Origin of the sequence: Novosphingobium sp. G106 (genome assembly GCF_019075875.1) — a bacterium.
Taxonomy (GTDB): domain Bacteria; phylum Pseudomonadota; class Alphaproteobacteria; order Sphingomonadales; family Sphingomonadaceae; genus Novosphingobium.
On sequence record NZ_JAHOOZ010000001.1, the window covers coordinates 1,534,732 to 1,550,399 of the forward strand.

At 65.9% G+C, this 15,668-nt stretch carries 17 protein-coding genes; 8 read left to right on the plus strand and 9 right to left on the minus strand.

Annotation, left to right across the window (positions count from 1 at the left end; genetic code table 11):
• The first annotated feature begins 3 nt into the window (after positions 1-3).
• The 5 genes from KRR38_RS07305 to KRR38_RS07325 all read left to right on the plus strand — a co-directional run bounded on the left by KRR38_RS07305 (position 4) and on the right by KRR38_RS07325 (position 4,162).
• Complete coding sequence (locus KRR38_RS07305; RefSeq protein ID WP_217400105.1) at positions 4-1,182, plus strand: aromatic ring-hydroxylating dioxygenase subunit alpha; 1,179 nt, start codon at positions 4-6, stop codon at positions 1,180-1,182.
• Between the two features lie 2 nt (positions 1,183-1,184).
• Positions 1,185-1,997, plus strand: a complete 813-nt coding sequence (locus KRR38_RS07310; protein ID WP_217400108.1) for an SDR family NAD(P)-dependent oxidoreductase — start codon at positions 1,185-1,187, stop codon at positions 1,995-1,997.
• Between the two features lie 40 nt (positions 1,998-2,037).
• On the plus strand, positions 2,038-3,291 hold the full coding sequence (locus KRR38_RS07315; RefSeq protein ID WP_217400111.1) for a cytochrome P450: 1,254 nt from the start codon (positions 2,038-2,040) through the stop codon (positions 3,289-3,291).
• Between the two features lie 11 nt (positions 3,292-3,302).
• Positions 3,303-3,836: a nuclear transport factor 2 family protein gene (locus tag KRR38_RS07320; protein WP_217400114.1), complete on the plus strand. Its 534-nt coding sequence runs from the start codon at positions 3,303-3,305 to the stop codon at positions 3,834-3,836.
• 86 nt (positions 3,837-3,922) lie between these two features.
• A complete protein-coding gene (locus KRR38_RS07325) occupies positions 3,923-4,162 on the plus strand; it encodes a hypothetical protein (RefSeq protein ID WP_217400116.1) in 240 nt (79 codons plus the stop codon).
• 7 nt (positions 4,163-4,169) lie between these two features.
• Here KRR38_RS07325 and KRR38_RS07330 read toward each other — a convergent pair whose 3' ends face one another.
• Together KRR38_RS07330 and KRR38_RS07335 are read right to left on the minus strand one after the other, a co-directional pair.
• On the minus strand, positions 4,170-5,108 hold the full coding sequence (locus tag KRR38_RS07330; RefSeq protein WP_217400118.1) for an SDR family NAD(P)-dependent oxidoreductase: 939 nt from the start codon (positions 5,106-5,108) through the stop codon (positions 4,170-4,172).
• Positions 5,108-6,262: a sulfotransferase gene (locus KRR38_RS07335; protein WP_217400120.1), complete on the minus strand. Its 1,155-nt coding sequence runs from the start codon at positions 6,260-6,262 to the stop codon at positions 5,108-5,110. The genes KRR38_RS07330 and KRR38_RS07335 overlap by 1 nt, the downstream gene beginning before the upstream one ends.
• Positions 6,263-6,356: 94 nt before the next feature.
• Here KRR38_RS07335 and KRR38_RS07340 point away from each other — a divergent pair, with 94 nt between their 5' ends.
• Positions 6,357-7,412 (plus strand): ABC transporter substrate-binding protein, encoded by a 1,056-nt coding sequence (locus KRR38_RS07340; RefSeq protein ID WP_217400122.1) that lies wholly within the window; start codon positions 6,357-6,359, stop codon positions 7,410-7,412.
• A gap of 155 nt (positions 7,413-7,567) precedes the next feature.
• Here the strand turns inward: KRR38_RS07340 and KRR38_RS07345 are convergent, their stop codons facing one another.
• The 7 genes from KRR38_RS07345 to KRR38_RS07375 all read right to left on the minus strand — a co-directional run bounded on the left by KRR38_RS07345 (position 7,568) and on the right by KRR38_RS07375 (position 13,577).
• On the minus strand, positions 7,568-7,969 hold the full coding sequence (locus KRR38_RS07345) for a GFA family protein (RefSeq protein WP_217400124.1): 402 nt from the start codon (positions 7,967-7,969) through the stop codon (positions 7,568-7,570).
• Between the two features lie 3 nt (positions 7,970-7,972).
• A complete protein-coding gene (locus tag KRR38_RS07350; protein WP_217400126.1) occupies positions 7,973-8,767 on the minus strand; it encodes a TauD/TfdA family dioxygenase in 795 nt (264 codons plus the stop codon).
• A gap of 59 nt (positions 8,768-8,826) precedes the next feature.
• On the minus strand, positions 8,827-9,069 hold the full coding sequence (locus KRR38_RS07355; protein ID WP_309140988.1) for a hypothetical protein: 243 nt from the start codon (positions 9,067-9,069) through the stop codon (positions 8,827-8,829).
• Positions 9,069-11,324, minus strand: a complete 2,256-nt coding sequence (locus tag KRR38_RS07360; RefSeq protein WP_217400128.1) for a xanthine dehydrogenase family protein molybdopterin-binding subunit — start codon at positions 11,322-11,324, stop codon at positions 9,069-9,071. The genes KRR38_RS07355 and KRR38_RS07360 overlap by 1 nt, the downstream gene beginning before the upstream one ends.
• Entirely contained in the window at positions 11,321-11,812 is a 492-nt protein-coding gene (locus KRR38_RS07365; protein WP_217400130.1) for a (2Fe-2S)-binding protein, read from the minus strand. Before KRR38_RS07365 ends, KRR38_RS07360 begins: the two co-directional genes overlap by 4 nt.
• A complete protein-coding gene (locus KRR38_RS07370; protein WP_217400132.1) occupies positions 11,809-12,675 on the minus strand; it encodes a xanthine dehydrogenase family protein subunit M in 867 nt (288 codons plus the stop codon). Before KRR38_RS07370 ends, KRR38_RS07365 begins: the two co-directional genes overlap by 4 nt.
• A 101-nt stretch (positions 12,676-12,776) precedes the next feature.
• The gene (locus tag KRR38_RS07375) at positions 12,777-13,577 is read right to left on the minus strand and encodes an SDR family NAD(P)-dependent oxidoreductase (protein WP_217400134.1); all 801 of its coding nucleotides are present in this window, start codon (positions 13,575-13,577) and stop codon (positions 12,777-12,779) included.
• A gap of 83 nt (positions 13,578-13,660) precedes the next feature.
• Here KRR38_RS07375 and KRR38_RS07380 point away from each other — a divergent pair, with 83 nt between their 5' ends.
• Complete coding sequence (locus tag KRR38_RS07380) at positions 13,661-14,839, plus strand: DUF1214 domain-containing protein (protein ID WP_217400136.1); 1,179 nt, start codon at positions 13,661-13,663, stop codon at positions 14,837-14,839.
• Positions 14,839-15,663, plus strand: a complete 825-nt coding sequence (locus KRR38_RS07385; RefSeq protein ID WP_217400138.1) for an SDR family NAD(P)-dependent oxidoreductase — start codon at positions 14,839-14,841, stop codon at positions 15,661-15,663. Before KRR38_RS07380 ends, KRR38_RS07385 begins: the two co-directional genes overlap by 1 nt.
• Positions 15,664-15,668 lie beyond the last annotated feature (5 nt).

Sequence of the window (15,668 nt, forward strand, 5' to 3'; positions counted from 1 at the left end):
ACGATGAACGTCTATTTCGGCGCGATCGAGACGCGTGACGATCCGACGGTATTGGGCACCGAGCCGATTCCGGCACGCTACTACTACGATCCCGAATGGTACGAACTGGAGCGCAAGGCGATCTTCATGCGCTCGTGGCTCAACGTCGGCCATGTCTGCGAACTGCCCGAGCCGGGCAGCTTCATCCGCCGCGAGATCGAGTTCGCGGGCGCCTCGCTGCTGATCACGCGCGGCAAGGACGGCACGATCCACGCGCTGCACAACGTCTGCACCCACCGCGGCACACAGCTTACCGAGGAAGAGAGCGGCAAGGCCACCAAGTTCTCCTGCCGCTATCACATGTGGACCTTCGGCACCGACGGCGCGCTGCTTTCGGCCCCCGACTTCGACCGGTTCTATACCGACAAGAAAGCCTGCGCGCTGAAGCAGGTGAAAGTCGACGTCTGCGGCGGGCTGATCTTCGTCGCTTTCGAGCCGCAGCAAGGCCTGCGCGAATTCCTCGGATCTATGGCCGAGACGCTGGAACAGCTCCCCGTCGCCCGCGCGACGACGTTCCACGAATACGTCTACGAGATCGATGCCAACTGGAAGCTGGACTACGACAACTTCCAGGAAAACTACCACCTGCGCTTCATCCATTCGCGCTCAGCGGGCGCGGGCTGCGGGCCGGACAATCCCTTCGGCTACCCCAGCCACTTCACGCTCAACGGGCGGCACCGTACCCAGACGATCTGGACCGATCCGAACGCCAAGGTGCAGCCGACGATGCTCGAAGCCTATATGCGCGGCGCCCCTCGCCTCGCCGCCGACGGCATCCTCAACGATCCTAACAGCCGCGAGTATTTCGCACTGTTCCCAAATCTGTTCCTGTTCGGTAGCCCGGGCAGCCATTTCCTGCACACGGTGTTCCCGCTCGGCGCCGAGAAGTCGCGCGGCGTCATCCGGCTCTACTGGATCGGCGAGGACGAGACGGCGAGTGTCCGCTATGCCCGTGAGTTCGCGCTCGCGCAGATCCGCGACATCCATTCGGAAGACGTCGCCGTGGTCCAGGCCGGCCAGCGCGGCGTATCCAGCGGCGCGCTGGAGCACCTGCATTTCCAGGAGAAGGAGATCCTCTGCCGGCACCTCGTGAAGGTCTGCGAGGAAGCGGTAGAGGCCTATCAGGTCGAGACGGGAGAGTAGCGTTGGATCTGGGTTTCAAAGGCAAGGTCGCGATCGTCACTGCGGCGACGGCGAACATCGGCCGCGGTATCGCGCTGGAACTGGCCGCCGAGGGCGCCAAGGTCGTCATCGTCGGCCGCGATGCGGAGGCCGGCGCGCGCGTGGTCGATGCCGCCAAGCAGGCGGGCGCGAGCGATGCGGTGTTCGTCGCCGCCGACCTGCTCGACAAGGCCTCGCCGGCAAAGATCCTCGCCGCCGCAGAAGAGCTCGGGCCGGTCGAAGTGCTGATCAACAACGTCGGCGGCAACGTCGACCAGGGCTTCTTCGTCGATTCCGATCCCGACAAATGGGCCGGCGATATCGACCTCAACTTCGGCACGGTGCTGCGGATGACCCATGCCGTGTTGCCCGGCATGATCGAGCGCAAGCGCGGCGCGATCGTCAACGTCGGCTCGACCGCGGGGCTCGTCGGCGACTACATGCTGCCGGTCTATTCGGCGGCCAAGGGCGCGGTGCACAGCTTCACCGTCGTGCTCGCCAAGGAAGTCGGCCAGCACGGCATTCGGGTCAACGCGATTGCGCCCTACGCGACTTTCGCAACCACCCGGGAGGCCTTCAGCAAGGGCAGCCGGTTCAACCCAGAACACGGCATCTTCTCCAAGGGGCTCGACAGCGTCAGCGAGGAAGACCGCGCGATCCGCCAGCGCCGCACTTTCGTTGGCAAGCCCTTCGCCACACCCGAGGAACTGGCGGCAGTGGTCGCGCTGCTTGCCTCGAACCGGGCGAGCTTCGTCACCGGGCAGGTCTGGCCGGTCGACGGCGGATCGCTTATGTAGCGCAGCAATAAGGCCGCAACGACGGCCGGGGAGAGAAAGCATGTCCGAAGCAGCGACGATGAGTGCCCTCGTACCGCAGCCCGCCCACGTGCCCGATGCGCTGGTCTACGACTTCGACATGTACCACGAGCCGGCAATGGAGCGCGACGCCCCTGCCCGTCTGCTCGAAATCGCGCGCGAGGCGCCGCCGGTGTTCTGGACCCCGCACAATGGCGGCCACTGGGTCGTCAAATCCTATCCGGCGATCATGAAGGCGGCACGCGACTGGGAGAACTTCTCGAGCGAGCACATCCCGCGCGAGGAAGCCGAAGCCCTGCTCGCGAATCTGCCGGCGGGCACGGTGATCGTGCAGCCCGTGCCGATCCTGCTCGACCCGCCCGACCACACGCGCTTCCGCCTGCCGCTGCAGCCGGTGTTCTCGCCCAAGGCGATGATGAAGCTGCAGGCGCATATCCGCGAACTGGCGATCGAGCTCGTCGAAGGCGTCAAGCAACAGGGCCACTGCGAGTTCGTCTCGGCGATCGGCGAGCGCATCCCGACGCAGGTTTTCCTCGAAATCTTCGGGCTGCCGCTCGAACGCCAGGACGATTTCCGCAAGCTGGTGGAGGAGCATCTGTCGGACGACTTCGGCACGCTCGACAATTCGCAGCGCAAGCTGCGCCGCATGGCCGATATCATGCACGACACGCTGGTCGAACGCCGCGAGAACCCGCGCGACGACCTGATCAGCGTGCTCTGGCAATCTACAGTCGATGGCCGGCCGCTGACGCTGGAGGACATGCAGAACTATTGCGTGCTCCTGTTCATCGCCGGGCTCGATACGGTGATGAACGGCATGGGCCACGGCGTGCGCCACCTGGCGATGCATCCGGAATTGCAGGCGCAACTCCGCGCCAACCCCAGGCTGATCGTCGAGGCCAACGAGGAACTGCTGCGCCGCTACGGCTTCGTCGCGGTGATCCGCCGCGCGGCGCGGGACTTCGAATGCGAGGGCGCCCAACTCAAGCGTGGCGAGCGGGTCAGCCTGTCCTATCCGATGGCCAACCTCGATCCCGCCGAATTTGCCGATCCCGGCCGCTTCGATCTCGGCCGCGAGAACAAGGTCCACCTAACCTTTGGTGGCGGACCGCACCGCTGCGTGGGATCGCACCTCGCGCGGATCGAGCTGCAGACGCTCTACGAGGAAATGCTCGCGCGGCTGCCCGCGTTCCGGCTCGATCCTGACCGGCCCGTGCGTTACCGCTGCGGTCCGGTGACGGGTCCGCGCGAGATCCATCTGCTTTGGGACAACTGAGAGGAAATACCGTGGCCATCGACGAAAAGGCACTGCAGAATCTGATCGACAAGGACGCGATCCGCGACCTCGTGCTCTGCTATTCGCGCGCGATCGACCGCAAGGACGTCGAACTGCTGCGCGACCTCTATACCGAGGATGCCACCGACACCCACGGCACCAGCTTCGATGGCCCGGCCGACAAGTACTGCGACTTCATCGCCGGCGCCCTGCCCTACATGAATTACTCGGGCCACCACGTCTGCAACCACATGGTCAGCGTCGAGGGCGACAAGGGCAACGGCGAGGTCTATTGCCTGGCGATCCACTACATCCCCGACCAGAAGAACCCCGGCAAGATGATCGAGGACTTCATGACGGTCCGCTACATCGACAACTACCGCCGCTGCGCCGATGGCAAATGGCGGTTCTCGAAGCGCGTGGTGACTTACGACATGCATATCGAACGGCCGTTCGACGGCGACGGCCTGCTGGGCACGAGCGAAGTGGACCCAAGCTATCTCGAACTCAAGCAGCGCTTCTTCCAGCGCGGGCAGCGCGCCTAGGCGATAAGCGTTGTATGGCGGCGCGTTTGCCCTAGCGTGCCGCCATGTGGTTGTACCGATGCCTCTTCGCATTCGACGCGCTGGTCGTGCTCGTGCTGGCCTATTTCTTTCTGGACGGCCTGCAGTACAGCGCCTCGCCCGAATACGTTGCGATCTGGATACCGGTCCTGGGTCTGCCGATAGGGGTGTTGGTGGGCGCCTGGCTTCTGCAGGGAAAGAGCAAAGGGCGGCTCGCATCGCTTTTGCTCGGCCTGCTGGCAATTCCACCTGTTCTGTTCGTCGCCTTCTTCGGGCTCTTGCTGGCGACCAATCCCAGCTGGCACTGATCAGCCGCTAAAGCCCGCGACGCGCTAGAGTCTTCACCAGTTCCAGCGAATGCTCCCAGAGCAGCCGCTCCGTCTCCGGATCGGCAATGCTGGCGTCATAGCCAGCCCAGGGATGGGTGTCGGACCCGACCGGCAACGCCAGGCCGCAGTCTTCAAGCACCAGCCCGCCGCGCCCGTCCAGTTCCGGCGACACCGCCGCCCAGACCGAAGTGGCAGCGGCTTGGCTCGCGGTCTTCATCATCGGATCGAGCGAGCCGTCCGCGTGGATGAAGCCGATCTGGCGCTTCAGCGCCTCTCCGTGAAAGCGTTGCAGGCCGGTCAGCGACGAGCCGGGCAGCACGGCGTTGGCAAAGATTCCTTCTGCGCCCCAGCGCCGCGTCGCTTCCTGCGTGAACAGGATGTTGGCGCTTTTCGATTCGGCATAGGCTGCGCCGTCGAAATGCTCACGCGCGGTCCATTGCAGGTCGTCGAGGTGGATCGGCATGCCCTTATGCGCCGCCGAGCTGACCACGACGATCCGCGCGCCGCGCTGCGCCATCTGCGGTTTCAGGAGGTGGGCGAGATGAAAGTGACCGAGGTGATTGGTCGCGAAGCGGATATCGAGACCGTTGGGCAGGTGCTTTCCGGGTGTCTTCGAAACGCCGGCATTGGCAATCAGAATGTCGAGCGGACCTGAAATCTGCATGGCGAATTCCTCCACCGAAGCGAGGTCCGACAGCTCAAGTTGCAGCACCCGCATGCCGCCTTTGACCCCGATTCCACTCAGCGCCGCCTCACCCTTGGCCACATCGCGCACACCGAGCACCAGATCGGCGCCCGCCATGGCGAGCGCGCGAACCGTCTCGACGCCGATGCCCGACGATGCCCCGGTCAGCACGACCTGCCGGCCCGAAAGGTCGATACCGCGCACGACCTCCGCGGCATCGGTATGGAAACCGAAAGCCATCAATCCTTGCCGAGCGGCACGTCGAAGCGTTCGGTATAGAAACGGAACTGCTCGCGCAGATCGGCCGTATGGAGGCCGAAATCGGCGCCGTTGTACTCGTGGCGGCCATGCTTGTCGCGGGGCTGGTTCTCGCGCCAGGCGCGCATGCGGGCTTCGGCTTCGGGCGTGAATTCCTCGCCGAGGAAATCGTAGAGTTTCGCCAGGGTCGGGAACGGGTCCTTCTGGAACGGCGCGAAATGGATGTCGAAGAAGCGATGATCGTTGCCCGCGTCGCGGAAGGCGATCATCCGTGTCATGCCGAGCATGCCGAACTCGACATTGATCTCACCGAGCCAGGGCTTGTCGGGTGTGTCGGTGTTCGGCTTGTGCATCTCGTAATAGAGATCCGCCACCGAGGGGATGACGTTGGCCACGTCGCGGTGCGTCATGCAGTAGCGCGCATCGGGAAAGACCTTGTCGAGCGCGGTGATGAACATCGAGTAGGTCGGGTTCTTCAGCCGCCAGCGACCCGGCGGGCAGCGCCATTGCAGCAGCTTCAGCACGCGCTTCACATAGCGAAAGGTCGGTTCGAGATCGGCGTCGTGGTGTAGCCACTGCGCGTATGACGGGATGCGGAAGCTCGCCTGGAATACCTGCGAGACGAAGTTGTAGCCCATGGTGAGCTGGTCTTCGGTCGGCGAGGTCGAGGTGCTGGGCAGCATCTGCTTCATCCGCGGCGTCATCGTGTCGCGCAGCTTCATCTGTGCTTCCATGAGGGCGATGCGCGGATCGGTCTCATAGGTCGCGGCCTCGGGCGGCGGGCACGGGTTCATGCATTCCCAATTGCGCATCACGCGCACCGCCGGATCCTCGCCCAATATGCAGTGTAGCGCGGTCGAGCCGGTGCGCGGCAGGCCCAGCACCATCAGCGGCGCGACGATCTCCTGCTCGTCGATCTCGGGATGGCGCGCGTACCAGTCCTCGATCTCGAGCCGCTTCATCAGCATCATGACGATCTGGCCGTCGAACATCGCGCGGCCGGCATCGTTGAGCCGAGCTTCGCGGTCGCCGGAGTCGACGAGCCGCTCCAGCCCCTCGCGGAATCCCGGATCACCGAAATTGTCGAGGCCGGTGGCGGCGCGCGCCTTGTCCTGCAGATCCCCGATCCTGCTCATCGTCTCTCCCATCGGCAGCTTCCCTGCGCTCGATGAAATGCTAGGCTAGGCAGGGCCACGGCGGCAAGCGCGGGCACATCGCGGGAGGGATGAGATGGCGAGCAAGGTTAAAGTCGGCGTGCTCAACGACATGGGCAACGGGCCCGATGATGCGCCGGGAGATATCACCGATTGGCTGATGCGCGAGATTACAGCGGTGCAGGCGGCGGGCCGACTCGATGCCGAAGTCGAATTCGTCCACGCCTACGGTCTCGGCCTGCCTTCGGGCACCGAAGCCGCGGTCGAGCGGGCTTTTCTCGAACTGGCGCGGCAGGACGTGGCCCTGATCGTCGGCCCGGCGATCGGCGACAATGCGCTGGTCGCGACGCCCTGGGTCGAGCGCGAGCGCATTCCGACGATCAACTGGGCCGGTGCCGAACGCGCGCGCGGCGAGTGGATGTTCCACCACCAGGTCGGCTCGCACGAGGACGAATCGCTGGTGATGGCGCGGCACATGAAGGCACTGGGCGCGGACCGGATCGGCGTGGTGTTCGACCAGTCGCCGATCGGCACGCGCCACCTTCAGTACCTTGAGGACGAGGCACGGATCATCGGACTGGAAATCGTCGCCACGGCCGCGATCTCGCCGCTGGCAGAGGACGCTTCGGCAGACGTCGCGCGCGTGCTGTCAGCGCAGCCGCAGGGCTTTGTCTATCTCGGCCTCGGGCTGTCCGCGCCTGCCGTGGGGCGGCCGCTGGCGGCGAGCGGCTGGCAGGGACCGCGGATCATGAACACGGCAGGACTGCGCGGCTATCATGGCAGTTTCGCGCGCGACTGCGACGGCTGGTTCTATGTCGACATGCATTCGGACACGAACCGGACCCTGAACGCCCTGCGCGAGCAGATGAAGCTGCCGCCCGAACAGGCGCTCTGGGCCGCCAAGGGCTACGACGTCGGCCGGCTCGTCGCCGAAGGCCTGGCGCGGGCGAAGGACTTCAGCCGCGAGGGCGTGAAGGTGGGGCTCGAGCAGGTGAAGTGGCTGCCCGCCGCCGAAGGCGAAGAAGGCACCCTGCTCGGCTTCGGCATCCAGGACCGCGGCGCGCTGCACGGGCGCTATCTGGTGCTGCGGCAGTGGCTCGATGGGCGGACGGTCGAGGTGGCGACCGACTAATCACTTTGACCTGACATCGTCATCCTGGACTTGACCCGGGATCCCGCTTTCTTTTCGACCTTGCATCCGCACGAAACGAGCGGGACCCCGGGTCAAGCCCGGGATGACGAACTTTGGTTAGTCAAAGTTGATCGCGTGCTCTAGCGCCTGACCCGTTACTCGGAGAATGCGTTCCGCTTTGGAACGTCCTCCAGCTTGTCATCCCACTCGGCGCGGCTGGCGACGAAGATATGCGCGTCGGGCCGAATCGCAATTCGATCGTCGAGGCTGCCCGCCGGGACAACGAGCGACCCGCCCTCCACTCGCGGCAGCGCCGAACCGCATTCCCCGCAGAAGCTCTTGCTGTGGCGCGTCTCGGGCAGGTGATAGGTTCTGACGCAATCCTCGCCCGACAGCCACTCGATCGTCGCTGAAGACGAGAACAGATTAGCCCCATGGGCCGAGCCGGTATCTTTCCGACAACGCCCGCAGTGGCAGAGGTAGAAAGCCTCGAAGTCGCCGATGACCCGGAAAGTCGCAGTGCCGCAGAGGCATGAGCCACGCGTGGTTCGCGTCATTGTTCAGGCCGCCTGAACATGCGGCGCGACACCCTCGGTGCCGACGATCACGCGCTGCAGCAGCCGCTTGCCGACGCCCTCGATATTGCCGCGCATGTGCTGCAGTGCAATGTTGTCCCAGATGATCAGGTCGCCGTTGTGCCAACGGTGCTCATAGACGTTCGCGGGGGCATAGAGCGCGTCATAGACCTCGTGCAGCAGGTCGCGGCTGTCTTCCCATTCCATGTCGAGCAGCCGTGCGGTCTGCATCGCGTTGACCCAAACGCAGGTACGGCCGTTGTGCGGATTCACATAGAACGCCGGCATCTGCCCGCGCTTCTGCGCCGGCGGATCGCGCTGATCGCAAGTCACTTCGGCGAGCACGGCATAATGCGGTGCGATCATCTCCTGCTCGCGGCCCGACAGAGCCGTTTGCAGGCTATCGGGCAGGCTCAATTCGGCGCTGGCGAAGCGGGTGGATGACGCGCCGTCGACCACGTCGAGCGCGTGGAGCGACAGCGCGTCGAACGGGTGCTCGGTGTAGGCCGCGTCCGAATGCCAGTTGAGCTCGGACGCCGAGGGTCCGCCGCCCTCGTTGGTCATGTAGCCGTTCTCGCCCGCGCGCAGCAGGATCGGGCCGAGCAGCGCACAGAGCTCCTGCTGGCGGTCCATCGTCAGCATCTGGCCGCGTGAGAGCAGCAGCCCATGCTGGTTGAACAGCACGCGCAGTTCCTCGGCCTCGGCCGGCGACAGCGGCTGCGTTAGATCCCGCTCGATCTCGACGCCGAAGGGTTCGAGCTTGCGCCAGGTCAGAGTCATGTCCTCACCCTCGTTATAGCAGTGAGCACTATCTTAGACCGGCGATGCACCGAGGGCAATCAGCCGCCGCTGACCCGCGGCAGAAGGATGACTTCGGCCGCCTCGGCGGTCGGGCGCGTCCAGTCGGGCGTGAACACTCCGTCAATCGCGAAAGCCGCGCGCAATTCCGCGATCTCGGCGAAGCCCGGCGCCTCGGCGTCGAGCTTGCCGACCAGCGCGAACAGCGTCGGTGCGTCCAGTTCCAGCCTGTCGCGGCCGCCGAAGAACTCGCGGTCGAACGGCGGCATCACGACGATACGCACTATTCCGCGGCGCGCAGCAGGCCGTAGACCCGGTCGGGCGTGATCGGCAGCTCGGTCATGCGCAGCCCTGTCGCCGCGCTGACCGAGTTGCCCACCGCGGCGAGCGGCGGCACGATCGGCACTTCGCCCACGCCCTTGACGCCGTAGGGGTGCGCCGGGTTGGGCACTTCGACCATGACCGTGTCGATCATCGGCATGTCCGAGGCGACGGGCATGCGGTAGTCGAGGAAGCCTGCGTTATCGAGCTTGCCGGCGCCGGTGTAGACATAGGCTTCGTTGAGCGCCCAGCCGATGCCCTGCACCGCCCCGCCCTGCATCTGGCCTTCGACATAGTCGGCATGGATCGCGCGGCCGACATCCTGGACGACGGTGTAGCGCTTGAGCATGACCTGGCCGGTCTCGTTATCGACCTCGGTGTCGCAGATGTGGACGCCGAAGCCCGGCAGCCAGTCATGCGGATCGACCATCGCCTCGGCCGAGATCGGCCCGCCCGAAGTGCCCGCCTTGGCGGCAAGTTGGGCGAGCGTCAGCGACTGGTCGCCGTGAACCGCAGCACCGTCGACCCACTCGACTTCCTCGGCGGGGACGCCCAGCAGCTTGGCCGCTCGGTCCTTGAGAATGGCGATGACCGATTGCGTCGCCTGGACCACGGCCTTGCCGGTAGCGAAAGTCACGCGGCTGCCGCCGGTGACCATCGAGAAGCCGATCGACGAAGTATCGGCGATCGTCACGCGCACCTTCTCATAGGGGATGCCAAGCGTCTCGGCGGTCATGATCGCCATCGAGGCGCGGCTGCCGCCGATGTCGGGGCTGCCTTCGGTGACGAGGACCGAGCCGTCCTCGCCCAGGCTGACCGCCGCGGTCGAAGCTCCGCCGTAGTTGCCCCAGGCGCCGCAGGCGACACCGCGGCCCTGGTTCGGCCCCAGGAGCGCGCTGTAATGCGGATGAGCCTTGGCCGCTTCGAGGCTCTCGGCATAGCCGATCGCGCCGAGCGGCACGCCCGAACCGCCGATGTCGCCGGGGCGGACGATGTTCTTGAGTCGCAGGTCGATCGGATCGATGCCTAGCTTATGGGCGAGTTCGTCCATCGCGCTTTCAACTGCGAAGTTGATCTGCGGCGCACCGGGCGCGCGGTAGGCATGCATCGTCGGGATGTTGCTGAGCACGTTCCATCCGACGATCGAGGCGTTGGGCACCTTGTAATGGCCAAGCCCCGTGCCGACGCCCGAATAGACCTCGTTCGCGCCCGGAAAGGCGCCGCCGTGGTACTTGAGCTCGATCTCGGCGCCGACCAGCGTGCCGTCCGCCGCCGCGGCCAGCGTGATGTCGATCTCGGCCCCCGGGGCCGGACCGGTCGAGCGGAACACGTCGTCGCGCCGCATGGCGAGACGCACGGGTCGGCCGGACTTCTTCGACAGCAGCATCGCGACGGGCTCGAGGTAGATCGTCGTCTTGCCGCCGAAGCCGCCACCGATCTCGAGCGGCTGGACGCGGATGTCGGCGACGCCGATGCCCAGCACGCCCGCGGTCATCGAACGGATGGCGAAGTGCCCCTGGCTCGAGCACCAGACCTGCCCCTGCCCGTCGGCGTTCCACGAGGCGACGCAGGCGTGCGGCTCGATATAGCCCTGGTGCACCGGCTGCAGCGTGAAGTGCCCCGAGAAAATCGCGGCCGCGCCGGCAATGGCACTGGCCGCATCGCCACGCTCGATCGCGAAACGCATCGAGCGGTTCGATGGCTTTTCGGGCTTCTCGGCGAGACCCTGGGTGAAGACATCGTCGTGCAGCGGCGGAGCGTCGTCGCGGAAGGCGTCTTCGATACTGATGACATGCGGCAGCACTTCGTAGTCGACCTCGATGAGCTTCAGCGCCTCGTCGGCGATGGCGCGGCTGGTCGCGGCGACCGCGGCGACGGCCTGACCTTCGTAGAACACCTTGCCAATCGCCATGCACTTCTGCGTGACATAGCGCAGGTTCGCAGCCCCGCCCTCGCCGCCGCTGACCATCTTGTCGCCGGCCTGCGGGAAGTCGGCGCCGGTGACGACGGCCTTCACGCCGGGCAGCGCCTCGGCCCTCTTCGTATCGATCCCGCGGATCTTCGCATGCGGGTGCGGGCTGCGCAGCACCGCGCCCTGGAGCATGCCGGCCGCGACATAGTCGGGCCCGTAGATCGCCTTGCCGGTGACCTTGTCGATGCCGTCGGGGCGCACAGGGCGCGTGCCGACGAGGCGGAAATTCTGCTTGGGCGCGTTCATGCCGCGGTCCTCCTGTCCTGGCGGAGTTCGGCCGCGGCATCCATCACCGCGCGGACGATCTTGTCGTAGCCGGTGCAGCGGCAGAGGTTGCCGGCGAGCCAATAGCGGACCTCGCTCTCGCTGGGGTTCGGGTTGCGGTCGAGCAGCGCCTTCGAGGCCATGATGAAACCCGGCGTGCAGAAGCCGCATTGCAGCGCGCCGTGTTCGAGGAACTTGCGCTGCACCGGATGGAGCTGGCTGCCTTCGGCGACACCTTCGATCGTCGCGATCTGGCGCCCTTCGGCCTCGGGCGCGAGCACCAGGCACGAGCAGACCATCTCGCCGTCGAGTACCACCGTGCAAGCGCCGCAGTCGCCCGAACCGCAGCCTTCCTTGCTGCCCGTCAGCCCCATCTCCTCGCGCAGCGCGTCGAGCAGCGTGGTGTCGGGATCGCAGAGGAACTGCTGCGGATCACCGTTGACCGTCGTGGAAACGAGAAGCTTGCTCATGCACTAACTCCAGCCCGTTCGAGGGCTATCTTGACGACGCGCTTGGCCAGGACCCCGGCCATCGCGGTACGATATTCGACGGTGCCGCGTTTGTCGGCGATCGGCTTGCAGGCGGCGCGCACGGCCTCGGCCATGCGATCGAGCGCGGCGTCGTCGAACTTGCTGCCGACCAGCGCAGCGCCAGCGTCCTCGACCAGCAGCACGGTCGGGGCGACGGCACCAATCGACACCCTGGCTGCCGTGCAGGTGCCGTTCGCGTCGACCACGAGGCTGACGCCGGCGCCGACGACGGCGATGTCCATTTCGGTGCGCGGGATCGAGCGCAGGTAGGCGTCGCTTCCCTTCTGCGCGGGCAGGCGGATCTCGGCGACGAATTCGCCGGGCTGCAGCGAGGTGCGTCCGGGCGCGGCGGGAATTTCCTCGACGGGCACCTCGCGCGTCCCGCTCGGTCCGGCGACGAGGCAGGTCGCGCCGGCCGCGACGAGCGCGGGCACGCTATCCGCCGCGGGCGAAGCGTTGCACAGGTTGCCGGCCATGGTCGCGCGGTTGCGCACCTGGACCGAGCCGATCAGATTCGCCGCCTCGACCACGCCCGGCCAGGCGGCGGAGAGCGCCTTGTCGTCCTTGAGCGCGGTGCACGGCGTCGCCGCGCCGATGGCGAAGCCGCCGTCTGGCGAGGCGCGAATGCCCTTCATCCCGGCGATCCGCTTGAGATCGACGAGCGAACTGGGCGCGGTGCGGCCCGAGCGCATCTGGACGATCAGGTCCGTGCCGCCCGAAAGCGGCCGCGCGCCGGCGTCACCCGCCAGCAGCGCCACCGCCTGCTCGATGGTATCCGGGGCATGATAGGCTGGCGACGGCATCGGGACTCCTCGTATTTTGAGTCCCGAACATCGTGCTTCAGCCGAATTCGTCAATGCCGGAATGCATCTCGCGAATGCCTATTCGTCTCAACCTAGCCCCATCAGGCGGTCACGTAGCCGCCGTTGAGCGGATAGGTCTGACCCGTGATCCACGATGCCGCATCCGAGCACAGGTAGGTCACCAGCGTCGCGACGTCCTGCGAACGGCCATAGCGGCGGACGATGTAGTTCGAGAGCTGCTTCTTGGCGTGGTCGCTGGCCAGGACCTCCGCCAGCTTCTCCTCGGGCATGTCGGGCATCAGCGAGGACAGTGACACCGCGTTGCAGGTCACGCCGTAGCGGCCGACTTCCTTGGCGATCGAGCGGACGAAGCCGTTGGCGCCGGCCTTGGCCGCGGCATAGACCGCAAGCCGCGGCTCGCCGGTGCGGCCCGAGTCTGAAACGATCGTGACGATGCGGCCCTTCTTCGCCTCGACCATCGCCGGGATGATCGCGTGGCAGCAGTTGAGCACGCCGTAGAGGTTGGTGCCCAGGTAGCGCGGCCAGTTCTCGGGATCCTCTTCCCAAAAATTGAGCGTCGGGCGCAGCGAGCCGCCGGGGCCGGCCATGCCGGCATTGTTGACCAGGACAGTGACGGGGCCGAGGTCGGCGGTCGCCTTGGCCACCGCGGCGCGCACGGCTTCGAGGTCGCAGACATCGAACGGAACGGCGATCGCGGGAACGCCGCTCACGCGGATCTCGGCGGCGACGGCTTCGGCGCGCTCGGCAACGAAATCGTTCACGGCAACGCCGGCGCAATTGTGCCGCGACAGTTCGAGCGCGATCGCCCGCCCTGCGTTCTGGCCTGCGCCGGTCACCAGCGCCACCTGGCCGCCCAGGTCGATCATGTCTTCTCCGCTCATCAAGCAATCCTCCATTTACACCCGGCTTAGATAGTGCTTACCATCTAGGCAAGCGAGACTCACATCGCCGAGAGGATGTTTCCATGACGACAGAGATCGGCCCGCTGTTCCAATACCTCCAGCCACTAGAGGAAGCTGTCAACGAGATCGCCAACACCTGGCGTCCGGACGACCCGGAATACCGCGCTGACGTCTATCGCCAGATCATGATGCAGTTCTCCTACGGCTATTTCGCGTTCTTCCACGCCGATGCCGAGCATCCGGACTGGGCGCCGCTATGGAACCCGGTCTACACGCTGCAGCCGAACCCCGACGACATCTACTATTACGCGCCGATCAGCAGCGACTACAGCTACAAGATCATCGGCAACCGCGGCACGGTGTTCATGATCACGTTCACCACCGCGCTCAGTTCCTCGGGCATGCCCTGGGAAAACGACCATGTCGGCACCTATTACAACGACATCGACAGCGGCGATCTCAAGACCGATGCCAACGGCGATTTCGAACTGCTGCTGAGCAAGGAACGGCCCGCCGGCTACGAAGGCAACTGGCTGAAGATCGCCGAAGGCGCGCGCGTGCTGATGACGCGCTATCGCAGCTACGACTGGGAGAACGAGGTCGATCCGAGCATGTCGATCGAATGCCTCGATACGGTTCCGCTCAAGAAGCGGCTGAGCCCCGAAGAAATCCTCGAACGCATCGATCATATGGCCCGCATGCCGGCGCGTGCCACCAAGCTGTTCTACGCGATGCAGAATTCGGTGAAGAACAACGTCGGGGTGAACGTGTTCGAGCCGGCGATCTACGGCGGATCGTTCACCCGCCAGGTCTACCTGCCCGCCGTCTACGATTTCGAGCCGGGCGAAGCGCTGATCGTCGAGACCGACTTGCCCGCGCAGCGCCGGTACTGGAACTGGCAGCTCAACGATCCCTATTTCAACGCCACCGAGTACGTCTATCGCCTGTCGAGCACCAACGGGCACTTCGCCCATGTCGCTTCGGATGGGCGGTTCTACGCGGTGATCGCGCAGGAGGACCCCGGCGTGCCGAACTGGCTCGACGCGGCCGGTTTCTACCAGGGCACGATCTATGGTCGCTGGTACGACTGCGACAGCAGCCCGACGCCGACGATGAAGCGCGTCAAGGTGTCCGAAATCCGCGACCATCTGCCGGCCGATACGCCGATCGTCACCCCCGAGGAACGCGCTGAGCAGTTGAAGCGGCGCGTGCGGGCCTGCCAGCGCAGGAGGCGCTGGTAATGCTCGAAGGCTTCGACCTTACCGGCCGCGTCGCGATCGTCACCGGCGGCGGCACCGGCATCGGCGGCGCGACGGCGCAACTCCTGGCCGAACGCGGCGCAGACGTCGCGCTCGCCGGGCGCCGGGCCGAGAAGCTCGAAAAGATGGCAGCGACGATCCGCGAGGCGACCGGGCGGCGCGTGTTCATCGTCGCCACCGACGTGCGTAAGCCCGATCAGTGCCAGGCGATGGTCGATGCCGTGGTCGCGGAATTCGGCCGCCTCGACATCCTGATCAACAATGCCGGCGGTGCGCACGGCCATGTCGGGCTCCACAAGATGGACCTCGCCAAGTGGGACCGCGACATCCAGCTGAACCTCAGCGCGGCGACCTACTGCTCGCAGGCGGCCTTCCCGCATCTGAGGAAGACCGGCGGCAATATCGTCAACATCTCGTCGATGGCGGGAGTCAACGGCACCCAGGGCGTCGCCGCCTATTCGGCGGCCAAGGCGGGGCTGCAGATGCTGACCAAGGTCATGTCGGCCGAATGGGGCCCGCGCGGCATCCGGGTCAACTGCGTCGCCCCCGGCATGACCGCCACCGAGGCGGCGGTGTCAGGCTGGGACACGCGCGGCTTCGACGCCGCCACAGTCGCGAAGCAAGCCTTCTCGCTCGGCCGCTACGGCACGATGCGCGAAATGGCGCAGGCCATCGTCTTCTTCGCCAGCGACGCGGCGTCCTACGTCACCGGCGAGACGCTGGCCGTCGGCGGCGGCGCGAAGATCGGCGGCATGATCAACGTCGAGGACGACGAGGAACTGGGCACTCTCCTCGAGAAGCCCTGATCCCG